The sequence below is a fragment of the Nocardioides sp. AN3 genome, assembly GCF_054653495.1.
Window position 1 is genome coordinate 126,627 of the sequence record NZ_BAAIGC010000008.1, and the last position, 14,737, is coordinate 141,363.

16 protein-coding genes are annotated in these 14,737 nt (G+C 70.7%); 10 read left to right on the forward strand and 6 right to left on the reverse strand.

Annotated elements, in window-relative coordinates; all coding sequences use genetic code 11:
- Positions 1-11 precede the first annotated feature (11 nt).
- Both ACYQ1K_RS11605 and ACYQ1K_RS11610 read left to right on the forward strand, forming a co-directional pair.
- Positions 12-1,277, forward strand: a complete 1,266-nt coding sequence (locus ACYQ1K_RS11605; RefSeq protein ID WP_459983140.1) for an MFS transporter — start codon at positions 12-14, stop codon at positions 1,275-1,277.
- Positions 1,274-1,438: a hypothetical protein gene (locus ACYQ1K_RS11610; protein WP_459983141.1), complete on the forward strand. Its 165-nt coding sequence runs from the start codon at positions 1,274-1,276 to the stop codon at positions 1,436-1,438. Before ACYQ1K_RS11605 ends, ACYQ1K_RS11610 begins: the two co-directional genes overlap by 4 nt.
- Positions 1,439-1,521: 83 nt before the next feature.
- Here ACYQ1K_RS11610 and ACYQ1K_RS11615 read toward each other — a convergent pair whose 3' ends face one another.
- The gene (locus ACYQ1K_RS11615) at positions 1,522-1,800 is read right to left on the reverse strand and encodes a type II toxin-antitoxin system Phd/YefM family antitoxin (RefSeq protein ID WP_459983142.1); all 279 of its coding nucleotides are present in this window, start codon (positions 1,798-1,800) and stop codon (positions 1,522-1,524) included.
- A gap of 243 nt (positions 1,801-2,043) precedes the next feature.
- Complete coding sequence (locus tag ACYQ1K_RS11620; protein WP_459983143.1) at positions 2,044-2,814, reverse strand: alpha/beta hydrolase family protein; 771 nt, start codon at positions 2,812-2,814, stop codon at positions 2,044-2,046.
- A gap of 97 nt (positions 2,815-2,911) precedes the next feature.
- Between ACYQ1K_RS11620 and ACYQ1K_RS11625 the strand changes: the two genes are divergently transcribed.
- The 5 genes from ACYQ1K_RS11625 to ACYQ1K_RS11645 all read left to right on the forward strand — a co-directional run bounded on the left by ACYQ1K_RS11625 (position 2,912) and on the right by ACYQ1K_RS11645 (position 9,875).
- Positions 2,912-3,697, forward strand: coding sequence for a sulfite exporter TauE/SafE family protein (locus tag ACYQ1K_RS11625; RefSeq protein WP_459983144.1), 786 nt, complete (start codon positions 2,912-2,914; stop codon positions 3,695-3,697).
- Between the two features lie 175 nt (positions 3,698-3,872).
- Complete coding sequence (locus tag ACYQ1K_RS11630) at positions 3,873-5,033, forward strand: Glu/Leu/Phe/Val family dehydrogenase (protein ID WP_459983145.1); 1,161 nt, start codon at positions 3,873-3,875, stop codon at positions 5,031-5,033.
- The gene (gene hglS / locus ACYQ1K_RS11635; protein ID WP_459983146.1) at positions 5,030-6,523 is read left to right on the forward strand and encodes a 2-oxoadipate dioxygenase/decarboxylase; all 1,494 of its coding nucleotides are present in this window, start codon (positions 5,030-5,032) and stop codon (positions 6,521-6,523) included. Before ACYQ1K_RS11630 ends, hglS begins: the two co-directional genes overlap by 4 nt.
- Before the next feature lie 12 nt (positions 6,524-6,535).
- Entirely contained in the window at positions 6,536-8,716 is a 2,181-nt protein-coding gene (locus tag ACYQ1K_RS11640) for a thiamine pyrophosphate-dependent enzyme (protein ID WP_459983147.1), read from the forward strand.
- Positions 8,703-9,875, forward strand: a complete 1,173-nt coding sequence (locus tag ACYQ1K_RS11645; protein ID WP_459983148.1) for an acyl-CoA dehydrogenase family protein — start codon at positions 8,703-8,705, stop codon at positions 9,873-9,875. Before ACYQ1K_RS11640 ends, ACYQ1K_RS11645 begins: the two co-directional genes overlap by 14 nt.
- A 41-nt stretch (positions 9,876-9,916) precedes the next feature.
- Here ACYQ1K_RS11645 and ACYQ1K_RS11650 read toward each other — a convergent pair whose 3' ends face one another.
- The 3 genes from ACYQ1K_RS11650 to ACYQ1K_RS11660 all read right to left on the reverse strand — a co-directional run bounded on the left by ACYQ1K_RS11650 (position 9,917) and on the right by ACYQ1K_RS11660 (position 11,976).
- Positions 9,917-10,846 (reverse strand): NADP-dependent oxidoreductase, encoded by a 930-nt coding sequence (locus tag ACYQ1K_RS11650; protein ID WP_459983149.1) that lies wholly within the window; start codon positions 10,844-10,846, stop codon positions 9,917-9,919.
- 96 nt (positions 10,847-10,942) lie between these two features.
- Positions 10,943-11,203: a DUF6295 family protein gene (locus tag ACYQ1K_RS11655; protein WP_459983150.1), complete on the reverse strand. Its 261-nt coding sequence runs from the start codon at positions 11,201-11,203 to the stop codon at positions 10,943-10,945.
- Positions 11,203-11,976 carry a dienelactone hydrolase family protein gene (locus ACYQ1K_RS11660; protein ID WP_459983151.1) on the reverse strand — a complete coding sequence of 258 codons (774 nt, stop codon included), beginning with the start codon at positions 11,974-11,976 and terminating at the stop codon, positions 11,203-11,205. Before ACYQ1K_RS11660 ends, ACYQ1K_RS11655 begins: the two co-directional genes overlap by 1 nt.
- Positions 11,977-12,042: 66 nt before the next feature.
- Here ACYQ1K_RS11660 and ACYQ1K_RS11665 point away from each other — a divergent pair, with 66 nt between their 5' ends.
- Positions 12,043-12,513 (forward strand): putative molybdenum carrier protein, encoded by a 471-nt coding sequence (locus ACYQ1K_RS11665; RefSeq protein WP_459983152.1) that lies wholly within the window; start codon positions 12,043-12,045, stop codon positions 12,511-12,513.
- A 30-nt stretch (positions 12,514-12,543) separates the two neighbouring features.
- Here ACYQ1K_RS11665 and ACYQ1K_RS11670 read toward each other — a convergent pair whose 3' ends face one another.
- Positions 12,544-13,302, reverse strand: a complete 759-nt coding sequence (locus ACYQ1K_RS11670) for an IclR family transcriptional regulator (protein ID WP_459983153.1) — start codon at positions 13,300-13,302, stop codon at positions 12,544-12,546.
- A 93-nt stretch (positions 13,303-13,395) separates the two neighbouring features.
- On the opposite strand from ACYQ1K_RS11670, the gene pcaH reads away from it, so the two are divergent.
- Together pcaH and pcaG are read left to right on the forward strand one after the other, a co-directional pair.
- Positions 13,396-14,181, forward strand: a complete 786-nt coding sequence (pcaH, locus tag ACYQ1K_RS11675; protein ID WP_459983154.1) for a protocatechuate 3,4-dioxygenase subunit beta — start codon at positions 13,396-13,398, stop codon at positions 14,179-14,181.
- Complete coding sequence (gene pcaG, locus ACYQ1K_RS11680; protein ID WP_459983155.1) at positions 14,178-14,714, forward strand: protocatechuate 3,4-dioxygenase subunit alpha; 537 nt, start codon at positions 14,178-14,180, stop codon at positions 14,712-14,714. The genes pcaH and pcaG overlap by 4 nt, the downstream gene beginning before the upstream one ends.
- Positions 14,715-14,737: the final 23 nt, after the last annotated feature.

The following is a 14,737-nucleotide window of genomic DNA, read 5'->3' on the forward strand; positions in this document are numbered from 1 at the left end:
AGTCTCCCCGCGTGACAACCGGCCGGCCTTCGAGGTTCGATCGGGGGCTGGCCCTTCTCGTCGCCGCGACCCTGTTCATGGAGTTCTTCGACGGCACGGTCGTCCAGACGGCGACGCCGGCGATGGCGCGTGACTTCGGCGTCAAGGCTGCGGACCTCAATGTCACGATCACCGCCTACCTCCTGGCCGTCGCGGTGTGCATCCCGGCCTCGGGGTGGCTGGCCGCGCGGTTCGGGGTGCGGCGGGTCTATCTCGCGGCGATCGTCGGCTTCACCGCGACGTCCGTGCTGTGTGCCGTGGCTCCCAGCCTCCTGGTGATGTCCCTCGTCCGGGCGGCTCAAGGCGTCTGTGGGGCGATGATGGTGCCCGTCGGCCGGCTGGCGGTCCTCCGCGGCGTTGACAAAGCCGATTTGCTGGAGGTCGTCGCCTACCTCACCTGGCCAGCGCTGCTCGCGCCCGTGGTCGCGCCGGCGGTCGGAGGCATCATTGCCGACACCGCAGGCTGGCGTTGGATCTTCCTGATCAACCTGCCGTTGGGCATCGCCGCGGTCCTTGCCGCCCTCCGCCTGGTGCCCGCTACCGAGAGGTCGCGGCCCGTGCCGCTGGACTGGCTCGGCTTGCTGCTGCTGGCGGGGGCGCTGGCCGGGGTCGTCGTCGCCGGCCAGTCGATCGACGCGACGTCGACCGACTGGACTGCCGTCGCGGTGGCGCTTGCCGCCACCGCGGTGCTCGGTCTGCTGGCGGTGACCCGCCTTCGCTCGGCCCGGCACCCGGTGCTCGACGTGCGTCCCCTCGCGGTGCACACCTTCCGAGTCGGCAACGTCGGTGGCGGCGTGTACCGGCTGATCATCTCCGCCGCCCCCTACCTCCTCACGTTGCTCCTGCAGGCGGGCTTCGGCTGGTCGGCCACTCGAGCCGGACTGACGGTCGCGGCGCTGTTCATCGGCAACCTCGCGATCAAGCCGGTCACCACGCCGGTGATCAGGCGCTTCGGGTTCCGCGCGGTCATCGTGTGGGCCAACGTGGTCGGAGCGTCGATCTTGGCGGTCTTCGTCCTGGTCACTCCGCACACGCCGACACCGGTCTCATCGCCCTCCTGGTGGCGAGCGGCGCCATCCGGTCCATCGGCTTCAGCGCCTACAACACCCTCCAGTTCGTCGACGTCCCGCCGGAGCAGGTCAACGGGGCCAACACCCTGTCCTCGACGATGCAGCAGGTGGCGACCGGCCTGGGCATCGCGGTCAGTGCGCTGCTGGTCCAGTCGGGGATGGCGTTGAGCGACCACACCGTCGGCGACCCGGCGCTCGGGTTCCGCTGGGCGTTCGTCGGTGCTGCCGCGCTGCTCGTCATTCCCCTGGTCGAGGCGATCCGGCTTCCTGTCGAGGCTGGTGTCGCCGCCACGCGACGTGAAGCGACCCGGTCACGGGCGGGGGCGTGAGGGATCGACTGCAAGGAGCGAGCCGCAACTGCACTGCATCACGCGGGAGGGGTCAGTAGCTCCCGTGCCGTCCTCCGTGTGGTTCAACCCCGCGGAGGGAGGCCGAGCTGAAACCGAACCTGCGCCTCGTCGTAGCCGCCGCCTTCGTCGAGCTCGCGCTGGGCGGCCGCGACGTCTTCCCGGATGCCGGGGACTGACCGCCAGAAGAGAGTCTCTTGGAGTGACTCCCACTCCTCGATCGAGACGAGCATCGCGACTGGCCGTCCACGACGGGTGATCGTGACGTGCTCGTGCATCGTCAATGCTTCGTCGACCAGTTCATCGAGACTGGCCTTGGCCTCCGTGAGGTCGATCGTGGTCACGACGAACAGGATATTTGGGGGACTGGAAGCGCCTGCTGCGTTCCGACCTCTGACTACTCTGCTGTTCGGAACTGTCGCCAGGCGCGGCCGCGGTCCGGTCAGAGCCTCAGCCCGGTGACCTGCTCGTCGGGCAGCTCGTCGATCAGTTCGTGAAGCTCGGCGCGCTCGGCGGTCATCTGGGAAAGTCTAGAACGCGTTGACGAGAGCCCGATGGAGGTCGCCTCGGCTCGGTGGAGAAGGCGGTCATGCGTCGACTACGCCTGCAAGGTACGGATCCGCCCAGGCACTGATGATTCTCGCTGCCCGGACTGCTTGGCCGGGTCCGGTCAGGAAGTGGTTGGAGCCCTCGAGAGACACGAAGCTGCGGGGGTGCCGAGCGGTTCGGAAGATCTCGCTGGCGTTCTCGATGCCGACGGTGTTGTCGGTGGGCGAGTGCATGACGAGCAGCGGCAACCGCAGCTCGCCGATCTTGTCGCGAAGCTCGGCACGGCGTACGTCCTCGACGAAGGCCTTCTTCAGGGTCAGGGCCTTGCCCCCGACCAGCCACTGGGCGGCTCCCTCGGCCAGGGCGCGATCGACGACGGCGTCGTACTGCCGTTCCACGTGGCTGGGGTCGACGGGGGCCGCGACGGTGGCCACGGCGCGTACGCCCGCGGCCTGACGAGCCGCGGCGATCACGGTCGCGCCGCCCCAGGAGTGGCCGACGAGCAGATCGGCAGGCGTCCCGCGCTCGGTCATGAAGGCGGCCGCCGCGATCGTGTCGGCGACCTTGACCGTGAACGAGCCGTCACCCCAGTCGCCCTCGGAGTCGCCGAGGCCGAGGTTGTCGAAGCGCAGCATGCCGATGCCCTCAGAGGCGAGCTGCTTGCAGATCCGTGCGGCGGCAGGGGAGTCCTTGCCGAGGGTGAAGCCGTGAGCGAAGACGCCCCATCCCCGCACCGGACCGGTCGGGACGTCGATGAGGCCGGCGAGCGAGGGCCCCGTTGAGCTGGGGAACCGGACGCGTTCTGGCATGACGGCATCCTGTGGCACTACGCGCTGGTAGGGGCGGAACCGTGACGCGACCCACGTGGTTTCGTGTCCTCGGCGGCCACGATGGAGAATCGGGGACGTGCAGGCGAACGATCTCTGGCTGGTCCTCGCGGGAGCCGGCGCCGGCCTCACGGGCTCGGTGGCGGGGCTCGCGTCGCTGATCAGCTATCCCGCGCTCCTCGCCGCGGGGCTGCCGCCGCTCGCCGCCAACGTCACCAACACGGTCGCCCTGCTCGGCGTGACAGGCGGTTCGGTGGCCGGCTCACGCCCGGAGCTGCGTGGCCAAGGTCCGCGCGTACGACGGCTGGTGCTGCTTGCGGCGATCGGTGGCGCCATCGGGGCTGCGCTCCTGCTGCTGACACCGCCGGATGCGTTCGAGGCCGTCGTGCCGTGGCTCGTCGGCCTGGGCGCCGTCCTTCTGCTGTGTCGCGACCGGGTGCGCACGTTCACCGCGGGCCGGATGCTTCGGAGGGCCGGCGAGGCGAGCCCGGAGGTGGCGCACGGGGATGCAGCGATCGCGTGGCGTTGGAGTCTCCTCGTGGTCGTGCTCGGAGCATACGGCGGCTACTTCGGTGCCGGTGTCGGCATCATCGCGCTCGCCGCGCTGGCGCTCGAGCGGGTCGAGCCGCTGCCGATCACGAACGCGGTCAAGAACGTCGCGACCGGGGCCGCGAACGGCGTCGCCGCGCTTGCGTACGCCGTCTTCGCACCGGTCGACTGGTCGGCGGCCGTGCTCCTGGGCATCGGAGCCGTCATCGGCGGGCTCATCGGTCCGGCGGTTGTCCGTGTGGCGCCCGAGCAGCCGCTGCGCTGGCTGGTGGGTCTGGCGGGCCTGGCGCTCGCCGTCCACCTGGCCACCAGCTGACGCCAGCCTGCACCCGGCACGGAACCCGGTGCTGCACGCGCCACTGCACCGCCGCCTAGGCAGGCATCAGCAATCGTTGGGCTGGCTTCGGCGGCCCGCGTCCTGACGCCATACCGCCATCCCGCGCGGTCCCTCACGCTCGGAGCAGTGCACCGAGACATCGAGGAGAGCAGGCATGTCGATTGACACCTTCGAGCTCATGGACGACTGGGGACCCGAGAAGGTCGTGTGTGTCTCCGACCGCCGGACCGGGATGCGGGGCGTGCTCGTCATCGACAACAGCGCCCGTGGAATGGGCAAGGGCGGCACGCGGATGAGCCCGACGCTCACCGTCGAGGAGGTCGCGCGGCTGGCCCGGACGATGACGTGGAAGTGGGCGGCCGTCGACCTGTTCCATGGTGGCGCGAAGGCCGGGATCCTCGGTGATCCGCAGTCCCCGGACAAGGAGCGGCTGCTGCGTGCCTTCGCTCGCGCGCTGAGCAACGAGGTGCCCGCCGAGTATGTCTTCGGGCTCGACATGGGGCTGAGCGAGGAGGACGCCGCCATCTTCGTCGACGAGCTCGGTGATCGGGGTGCCGCCGTCGGCCTTCCCGCGGCACTCGGGGGACTGCCCTATGACGTGCTCGGCGTGACCGGATACGGCGTGGCGGAGGCGGCCGACGCGGCAGCCGGCGCGATCGGCCTCGCCACCGCATCGGCGACGGTGGCCATCCAGGGCTTCGGCGCGGTCGGGCAGGCGGCCGCGGAGCGCTTCGTGGAGCTGGACGCCACGGTGATCGCGGTCTCGACCGCCCGCGGCGCGGTCATCGACAAGGACGGCATCGACGTGGCCCGGCTGGGGGCCTTGCGCGCCGAGCACGGGGACGACTGCGTCCTCGCGTACGGCGGCGCGGTCGGTGCCGAGCAGGCCCTCGAGACGTCGGCGCAGATCCTCGTGCCCGCCGCCCGCCAGGATGTCATCGACGCCGACCTCGCCCGCTGCACCGAGGCTCGCCTCGTCGTCGAGGGGGCGAACCTGCCCACGACCCCCGTCGCGCGCGAGACCTTGCACGAGCGCGGGATCGCCGTGGTGCCGGACTTCATCGCGAACGCCGGAGGCGTGATCGCGGCGGCTCACTCGATGGACGCGCGACGCTCGCCCTTCACCGTCGACCCGGCCGACGTCTTCGGCATGATCTCGACCAAGATGCGCCAGAACGCTGAGCTGGTCGTCGGCGAGAGCCGTCGACGTGACCTGCTGCCGCACGCGGCCGCGCTGCTCATTGCTCAGGAGCGCGTGCGCGCCGCCATGCTGGCGCGGGGTCACCTCGATCCGTGCGGGCCCGGGCTGCGATGACCGACGTCAGCCGGACCCAGCTCCGCGCCCGCTTCGCCGAGCGCCTCTCGGTCCTCTACGGCAACGAGGTCCCTGCCTACCGGACGCTGGTGCAGGTCTCCCACGAGGTCAACCACCGCGTGCTGCAACGGCTCGGCCCGGCCGCGGAGCGGCTCGGCAGCGTCGATCGGGTGACCGCCGAGCGGCACGGCGCGATCCGGGTCGGCTCGCCGCGCGAGATGTCAGAGGTCGCACGGGTGTTCGCCGCACTCGGCATGTCCGCGTGCGGGTTCTACGACCTCCGAGACGCCCACCCCGCGCCGATCCCCGTCGTCGCGACCGCGTTCCGGCCCCTCGACCGCGACGAGGTGGCGATCAACCCTTTCCGCGTCTTCACCTCGATGCTCGTCACCGACGACCGTCGATTCTTCGATGCCGATCTGGCCGGCCGGCTCGCTGCCTTCCTCGATGCCCGCCGTCTGTTCCCGCCACGGCTGCTCCAGCTGGCCGACCGTGCCGCGGCCGAGGGCCACCTCGGCGCTGAGGACGCCGCGGTCTTCCTCGATCTGGCCACCGCGGCCTTCGCGCTCTCGCGCGAGCCGGTCGACCGGGTGTGGTACGCCGAGCTGGAGCGAGTCTCCAGCGTCGCGGCCGACATCGGCGGGGTGGCCAGCACCCACATCAACCACCTGACCCCGCGCGTGCTCGACATCGATGAGCTCTACTGGTGCATGCAGGCCCGCGGCATCGAGATGATCGACCAGATACAGGGACCGCCGCGATGGGACGGGCCGGACGTGCTGCTGCGCCAGACCTCGTTCCGCGCGCTGGCCGAGCCGCGCCTCTTCCGGCACGTCGACGACACCGTCGCCCAAGGGGCGCTGCGGGTGCGGTTCGGCGAGGTCGAGTCGCGGGGCATCGCCCTCACGCCTGCCGGGCGCGACCTCTACGAGCAGATGGTGCGGGAGGTCGACGAGCAGGTCGACGGACAGAGGGTCGGCGATGGCGACCCCGACCGGAACGAGGTGGCAGCGTCAGTCTGGGCCGCTCGCCTCCCGTCGACCGAGCAGGGACTGTGCCTGCAGGGGCTGGGCTACTTCACCTACGGGGTCGACGAGGCTGCGGTCCAGCGGGCGGTGGCGGACGACCAGCTCTCCGCCCTGACGTGCTTCGAGGATCTGGTGCACGCCGGCGTGCTGGTGCCCGAGCCGATCGTCTACGAGGACTTCCTGCCCCGGTCGGCGGCCGGGATCTTCGCCTCCAACCTGAGCAGCAAGGGCCGCGTCGACGAGCTCCATGACGCAGCCGATCGCACCCTGGCCTGGATGTCCGACGTGATCGGCGCCGAGGTCCGCGTCCCCGAGGAGCTGTACGCCGAGGAGTCGGCGAGCTCGCTCCGTGCCGCCGAGCGGGTCCTGGCAGCGTCGGGCGCTGGGTCAGGCATCAACGCTGCTTGTCACGCCATCAGGCTTTCGTTGCCTCGAGCCATGGCGTCGCGACGATCAGGTTGAGATCGTCTCGATATGGAGCCCCTCGACCAGCACTTCCTGGACGCTGTCGCGCGGATGCACGCGACGGGCACATCGGCACCGGCTGAGGCCCCTACCCGATCCTCGCTGGAGAGCTGCCTGGAGCCACTGTTCGTCGCGCAGGCGACGAGTCGCCATCTGGACTTCGCGGCGCGGCGGCTGCAGAGGATGGGCGCCGGCTACTACACGATCGGCTCCGCGGGCCACGAGTCGAACGCGGCGGTCGGGATGCTCTCCCGGGTGAGTGACCCCGCGCTGCTCCACTACCGGTCCGGTGCCTTCTTCGCCGCCCGGGCCCACCTCGCCGGGACCGTCGACCCGATCCGTGAGACGCTGCGCAGCCTTGCCTGCTCGCGGGAGGATCCGATCTCGGGAGGGCGGCACAAGGTCATCGGCCATCGCGAGCTGAACATCATCCCTCAGACGTCGACGATCGCCTCGCACCTGCCGCGTGCGGTCGGACTGGGGTTCTCGCTCGGCCTGGCCTCCGTGCTCGAGCATGAGACCGGCTGGCCGGAGGACGCGATCGTCGTCTGCAGCTTCGGTGACGCCTCCCTCAATCACTCCACATCGGCGGGTGCGTTGAACGCCGCCGCCTACCTCACGCATCGTCAGAAGGCGTGTCCGGTGCTGTTCGTCTGCGAGGACAACGGCATCGGCATCAGCACCCGTTCGCCCGCCGGCTGGGTCGAGTCGGCGCTGAGGTCGCTGCCAGGGGTTCCCTACTTCGAGGCGGTCGGCGAGGAGCCGATGGAGCTGCTGGAGGTGACCCAGGCTGCGCTCGACCGGGTGCGCCAGAGCCGGGCCGCGGCCGTGCTGCATCTGCACACGGTCCGCTTCATGGGCCACGCCGGCTCGGACGTCGAGATCGCCTACCGGACGCCGCGGGCGATCGCAGCGGACCTCGAGCGGGATCCCCTGGTGGCCACCGCGCAGACGTTGGTCGACAGCAGCCTGCGGACGCCCGAGCAGGTGGCCGCCGAGTACGAGCGACTGCGCGAGGAGGTCGAGCTCATGACGGAACAGGTGCGCGGCGATTCACCGCTTGTCACCCGGGCCGAGGTGACCGCGCCGCTGGCGTTCGGCACGAGCACACGACCGACGACGCGCAGCGTGGCGAGCCGGAAGCCTGCAGGTGCGCGAACGGTCACCCTGGCCCAGGCGATCAACCAGACGCTGGCCCGAGAGATGGAGAGACACGAGGAGATCCTGGTCTTCGGTGAGGACGTCGCCGTCAAAGGCGGCGTCTATGGCATCACCCGAGGACTGTTCGGCACGTTCGGCTCTGCCCGCGTCTTCGACACCCTCCTCGATGAGCAGACCGTGCTGGGCACCGCACTCGGCGCGAGCCTCGCCGGCTTCCTGCCCGTGCCGGAGATCCAGTACCTGGCCTACCTGCACAACGCCGAGGACCAGCTGCGCGGGGAAGCGGCGTCCCTGGCCTTCTTCTCCGCGGGTCAGTACCACAACGGCATGGTGGTGCGGGTCGCCGGCCTGGCCTACCAGAAGGGCTTCGGGGGCCACTTCCACAACGACAACTCGGTGGCGGTGCTGCGTGACATCCCAGGCCTGGTGCTCGCCGTCCCGAGCCATCCCGCGCTCGCGCCCGGCCTCTTGCGCGGCTGTCTCGAGCTGGCCCGCAACGACGGCAAGGTGGTGGTCTTCCTGGAGCCCATCGCGCGGTATCACACCAAGGACCTCGTCGACGGCGACGGAGAATGGCTGGCAGAGCTGGACACCATCTCCTCGTTCGAGCTGGGGGAGGTCGCGACCTACGGGCAGGGCACGGACCTGCTCATCGTCACCTTCGGCAACGGCGTGCACATGGGCCGGTCGGCGGCACGGACCCTTGCTGCTGACGGGATCGAGACCACCGTGCTCGACCTCATGTGGCTCAACCCACTGCCCGTCGACGCGCTGGCAGACCTCGCGCGAAGGGCCGGCGCCGTTCTCGTGGTCGATGAGACCCGAGCGACCGGCGGCGTCGCCGAGGGAGTCATGACGGCGCTGATCGAGACGGGGGTCGACGTACCCCTCGCTCGGGTCGCCAGCGCCGACAGCTTCATCCCCCTCGGCCCGGCCGCCCAGACCGTGCTGCTGCACGAGACCGAGGTGGTCGACGCCGGCCGCCGCCTGATCGCACGCACCCGGAGGAGCCCCCGTGTCCCGTCTTGATGTGACTGACCTGGCCGATATCGACACCCTGCTCAGTGACGACGAGCGCGACGTCCGGCGCGTGGTCCGCTCGTTCGTCCAGGACAGGATCGCGCCGAAGGTCGCCGACTGGTTCGAGCGCGCTGCGATCGAGGACCCCCGGGCCCTGGCCAGGGAGCTGGGCGGACTCGGGCTCCTCGGCATGCACCTCCATGGCTACGGCTGCGCGGGGATGAGCGCCATGGACTACGGACTGGCGTGTCTCGAGCTCGAGGCAGGGGACTCCGGCCTGCGCTCCTTCGTGTCGGTCCAGGGCTCGCTGGCGATGTTCGCGATCTGGCGCTTCGGCTCCGAGGAGCACAAGCAGACATGGCTGCCCCGCATGGCCGCCGGTGAGGCGATCGGCTGCTTCGGCCTGACCGAGCCCGACGTCGGGTCGAACCCCGGCGCCTTGCGCACCCGGGCCCGTCGCGATGGCAGCGACTGGGTCCTCGATGGCCGGAAGATGTGGATCACCAACGGATCGCTCGCCGACGTGGCGATCGTGTGGGCCGCGGCCGACGAAGGCATCCGCGGCTTCGTCGTCGCCACGGACACGCCCGGCTTCTCGGCGCCGGAGATCAAGCACAAGATGTCGCTGAGGGCCTCGGTCACCAGCGAGCTGGTGCTCGACGGGGTCCGTCTCCCGGCCGACGCCGTCCTGCCGGGAGTCACCGGCCTGCGCGGACCGCTCACGTGCCTCAACGAGGCTCGGTACGGGATCGTCTGGGGCGCCCTGGGTGCCGCACGCTCCTCACTCAGCGCTGCCCTGGAGTACGCCGGCTCGCGCACCCAGTTCGGCCGGCCGATCTCAGGCTTCCAGCTCACGCAACAGAAGCTGGTGGAGATGGGCCTCTCGCTCACCACGGGCCACCTTCTGGCCCATCGGCTGGGAAGGCTCAAGGACGCCGGCACACTGCGGCCCGAGCACGTCTCGCTCGGCAAGCTCAACAACGTCCGCGCCGCGCTGGAGATCTGCCGCAGCGCCCGCACCATCCTCGGCGCCAACGGCATCTCGCTCGAATACCCGGTGATCAGGCACATGACCAACCTGGAGTCCGTCCTGACCTACGAGGGGACCGTGGAGATGCACACGCTGGTCCTCGGGCACGCGATCACGGGGATCCCCGCGTTCCGGTAGCGCTCAACCGAGCGCGCCGCGCTCGGACCACCACGTGCCGATCACGGAACCAGGACGATCTTCCCGGGTGCGTGAACGGCGACCATCGCCTCGTGCGCTGCGGCTGCGTCGTCGAGGGAGAAGGTGTCCGCGACCACGACGCGCAGCCAGCCCTCCTCGACCGCGCGAAGCAGGTCAAGGCGGGCAGCACGGCGCAGCTGCGTCCCTGGGTCCGCGCCTTCCCCGAAGCCGAGCTGGGTGATGCCGCGCTCGAGGGCGGCCGCTGACGGCACCAGGGTCGCGACGCGATCCGCGTCCTTCACGGCGGCGAGCGAGAGGTCGAGCACGCTCGGCGTGCCGACAGTGTCGAGGACGGCGTCGAGACCTTCGGGGGCGCGTGACGTCAGCCAGGCCGCGACGTCGTCGCGGAAGTCGAACGGCTCGACGCCCATCTCGACGAGGAGCGGATGGTGCTCGGACAACGCCGTTCCCAGCACCGTCGCGCCACGATGGCGGGCCAGCTGGACCGCCATGAGCCCGACGCCGCCGGCGGCCCCGTGGACGAGCACCGTCTCACCCGCGTCCGGGGCGGTGGCGGCCACCAGGTGTGCCGCCGCTGTGCCGGTCAGCATGAGGCCGGCGGCCTCCGCCCAGCCCAGAGACGCCGGCTTCGGCAGGACGGCGGCCTCGCGTGCGATCACCCGATCGGCGTACGCACCGGCGACCGGATGCACGATGACCTCCGCGCCGACGGCGATGGACGGCACGCGAGACTCGACGACCACACCGGCACACTCGGCGCCCAGCCGGAGAGGCAGCTTGGCGGGGTCGTCGCCGACCGTCCCGCTGTAGGACTTCACGTCCCACGCGTTGACGCCGATCGCGCGGACGTCGACCAGCACCTGGTCCTCGCCGACGACCGGTTCAGCGACCTGACGGACCTCCAGGGAAGAGGGTCCGCCGTACGACGCGGCGACCACCTCGCGCATCATCAGAGCACTACCTTTCGGGGTTCGACAGCCACGCCGCACCCTACCGGGGCGAACGTGACCGCAGGGCGTGAGTCAGCGTGTGAGTCGGCGCGCGCGTCAGACCTGGGCTGCCTCGGCCTGCTCGATCGCCGACTGGAGCTGCGCGAGCAGTGCCCGGCCGGACTCCAGATCGAGCTCCAGCGCCACCCGCGCATCCAGGCCGAGGTCGTAGTTGGTGAAGTCCAACAGCAATGCGTGCTCCTCGGCACTGTGGGTGGTGTGGTCATAGCCGACCGTCGCCTGCGTGAGGGGGAACCAGCCGGCCGCGCCCTTGCCCATGCCCTGCACGGCCTGCGTGCTGGTGATGAGGGTGCACATCAGCTGTCTCCCCTCAGCTTCGCGGCCAGGAACGAGAAGACCTTCTCCCAGGCATCCATGGCCTGCTCCTGTCGATACAGCGGCGTGTGGAAGTAGGTGAAGCCGTGGCCGGCGCCGTCGTACCGGTGGAACTCGAAGTCCTTGCCGGCCTCGCGCAGCCGCGCCTCATGGATGTCGACCTGCTCGGGACTGGGGCTCTTGTCGTCGTTGCCGAACAGGCCGAGGAGCGGCGCGGTGAGCTGCTCGGTGTAGTCGATCGGGGCGACCGGTCGCGCCGCGGTCGCCTCCTCCGGGGCGGCGACGACGCCGCCGCCCCACAGGTCGATGACCGCGTCGAAGCCCGGGGCGCGTGAGGCGGTCAGCAGCGCATGCCGTCCTCCCGAGCAGGTGCCCAGGATGCCGACCTTGCCGTTGCTGCTGGGAAGTGCGAGGAGCCACTCGCGGGCGGCTGCGCAGTCGGCGACCACGGAGTCGTCGCGCACGTGGCCCTCGCTGCGGACCTTGGCGAACACGTCGTCGGGCAGGCCGTGCCCGAAGCGGCAGTAGAGGTCGGGACAGATGACGTCGTAGCCGTGCCGCGCCAGTCGCTCCGCGAACTCGAAGTAGAACTCGTCGAAGCCCGGCATGTGCATGACGAGGACGAGGCCCGGCCGCGGCTCATCGCCGGGCGGTCGGGCGACGTAGGCGTGGATCTCGTCGCCATCGCCGCCGGCGTACGTCGTGATCCCGGCCGTCACCCCGACGGGGCCTGCCGTCGAGTGGGTGTTCCACATGGTCATCTCCGTTCACATCGTCGGTGTCGTCAGTCTCGCCCGAGGCTTCAAGGGCCACACTGAGCCGTGCGCATCCGTCGAATCATGTCGGGCGGCCAGACGGGCGTCGACCGGGGGGCGCTCGACGCCGCCAAGGAGGCCGGCCGTGCGTACGGCGGCTGGTGCCCTTCCGGTGGCCTCGCCGAGGACCGCCCGGAGCCGCCAGGCCTCCTTGCCGACTATCCGGAGCTGCGGTCCACGCCGTCCTCGGATCCGGCGGAACGGACCCGACGGAACATCCGGGACAGCGACGCGACCCTCGTCATCCGCGCCGACGGCTCGAGCTCGCCGGGCACGGACCTGACCATCGAGACGGCCGATCGGCTCGGCCGGCCGTGCCTGGTGACCGAGGGCGACCCCGACGCGGTCCTGGCCTGGCTCGACGGGCTCGGCAGCGACCTGACGGTGAACGTGGCCGGGCCACGTGAGAGCGAGCAGCCCGACGGCTACCGGGTGGCGTATCTGCTGCTCCAGCAGGTCCTCGAAGCCGATCGCTGAAGGACCCGGTGAGTCCCCATGGGCGTCCGGCTACCGCCCGCCGCCGAGACTGCGCCCGATGCCCTGCGCGGCGACCTGCAGGGCGGCGACGAGCCGGGTCCTGGTGCGGCGCAGGTCGGGCACGACGATGCCGAGTGAGGCCACGACCTGGTCGGCGACGGTGATGGGGACGGCTGCCGAGCATGCCCCGAGCGTCATCTCCTCCTGCGTGGTCGCGTAGCCCTCGGTGCGGATCCGGGCGAGCTGGCGCTCCAGCGCGGCGGGCTGGGTGATCGTGTACGGCGTCAGCCGGCGCAGCGGTGCCGACAGCACCGCTTGCCGCACGTCGTCCGGAGCGTGGGCGAGCAGGACCTTGCCGACTCCGGTGGCGTGGAGGGGGAGTCGGGACCCGACGCGGCTCACGATCGGCACCGAGGCGTGCCCGCGCAGGGTGTCGAGATAGAGGACCGACGTCTCCTCCCGGACGGCGAGGTGGATCGTGGCGAGCGTCGCGCCGTAGAGGTCGTGCAGGAACGGGGAGGCGATCTCGCGCAGACCCGTCTGGACGGGCGCGAGCAGTCCGAGGTCCCACAGCCGACGGCCGATGACGTAGCGACCCTGGGGGTCACGACGAAGCGCGCCCCAGGCGACGAGCTCGGCGATGAGACGGTGAGCGGTGGGCCGGGCGATGCCGGCGCGCTCGGAGATGTCGGTGAGGGTGAGGGAACGGTGGGCGGAGTCGAAGGCGCCGAGGATGGCCAGCACCCGCGAGGTGACCGTCGTGCCGGGAGCGGTGGTATTGCCGGCCATGGCCTCTTCCTCTCGACGAGCCCTCCGCAGAGCCTTCTGCTGAGCGGAAGCACGCTCTCGGCAGAGTAGCCCGTCTGTTCCTACGGTGTGCTCGTGACCGAGACCACGCAGCAGGAGATCTCCGCTGAGATCGCCGAGATCGAGACGGCCGCGCAGCGGGCGGGCGGAGACGCGCGGCAGCCGCGGATCGACTATCCGCCGTACCGCTCGAGCATCCTGCGTCACCCCACCAAGGACCCGCACCACGTCGACCCGGAGGCGATCGAGCGTTGGTCGCCGTGCTTCAGCGAGCGTGACGTCCACCCGCTCGAGTCCGACCTGACGATCGGCGCCCATGCGGGCACGAGCTCCGCCCACGCCGGTGAGCCGATCGGCGAGCGGATCACCGTCTCGGGGCGGATCGTCGACGGCGACGGGCGTCCGGTGGCCGGTCAGCTCGTCGAGATCTGGCAGGCCAACGCCGCAGGCCGCTACGTCCACAAGAACGAGCAGCACCCCGCACCGCTGGACCCGAACTTCACCGGAGTCGGACGCTGCCTGACCGGTCCGGACGGCGAATACCGCTTCCAGACCATCAAGCCCGGCCCCTACCCCTGGGGCAACCACCGCAACGCCTGGCGGCCGGCCCACATCCACTTCTCGCTCTTCGGGCACGCCTTCACGCAGCGACTGGTGACGCAGATGTACTTCCCGGGCGACCCGCTCTTCGCGCTCGACCCGATCTACCAGGCGATCACCGACCAGAAGACACGTGACGCGCTCGTGGCGACCTACGACCACGACCTGACGGTGCCGGACCACAGCATGGGCTACCGCTGGGACATCGTGCTGACCGGCAAAGGCCGGACCTGGACCGAGCCCGAGGAGGCCCACGAGTGATCACCCCCGGCCAGACCATCGGTCCGTTCTTCGGGCAGGCCCTGCCGTACGCCGCCGGCCACGAGCTCGTCCCGCCCGGCCGCGCCGACGCGATCCGCCTGCACGGCGTCGTCTCGGACGGAGTGGGGACGCCGATCCCGGATGCGATGGTCGAGATCTGGCAGGCCGACTCGGACGGCGTCGTCCCGCGCGAGGCCGGCTCGCTGCATCGTGACGGCTGGACGTTCACCGGCTGGGGACGCGCCGCGACCGACCGCACGGGGCACTACTCGTTCAGCACCGTGCTGCCCGGGCCGACCGAGGAGGGCGCGGCTCCGTTCTTCGCGGTCGTGGTCTTCGCGCGCGGGTTGCTCGACCGGCTCTTCACGCGGATCTATCTGCCCGACCACCCGGCCAACGCCGCCGACCCGCTGCTCGTCTCCCTGACCGAGGAGGAGCGGGCGACGCTGATCGCGACCTCCGACGCGCAGGGGCTGCGGTTCGACCTCCGGCTGCAGGGTGAGGGCGAGACCGTCTTCCTCCAGCACGGCTGATCACTGGACCTCACTAGATTGGC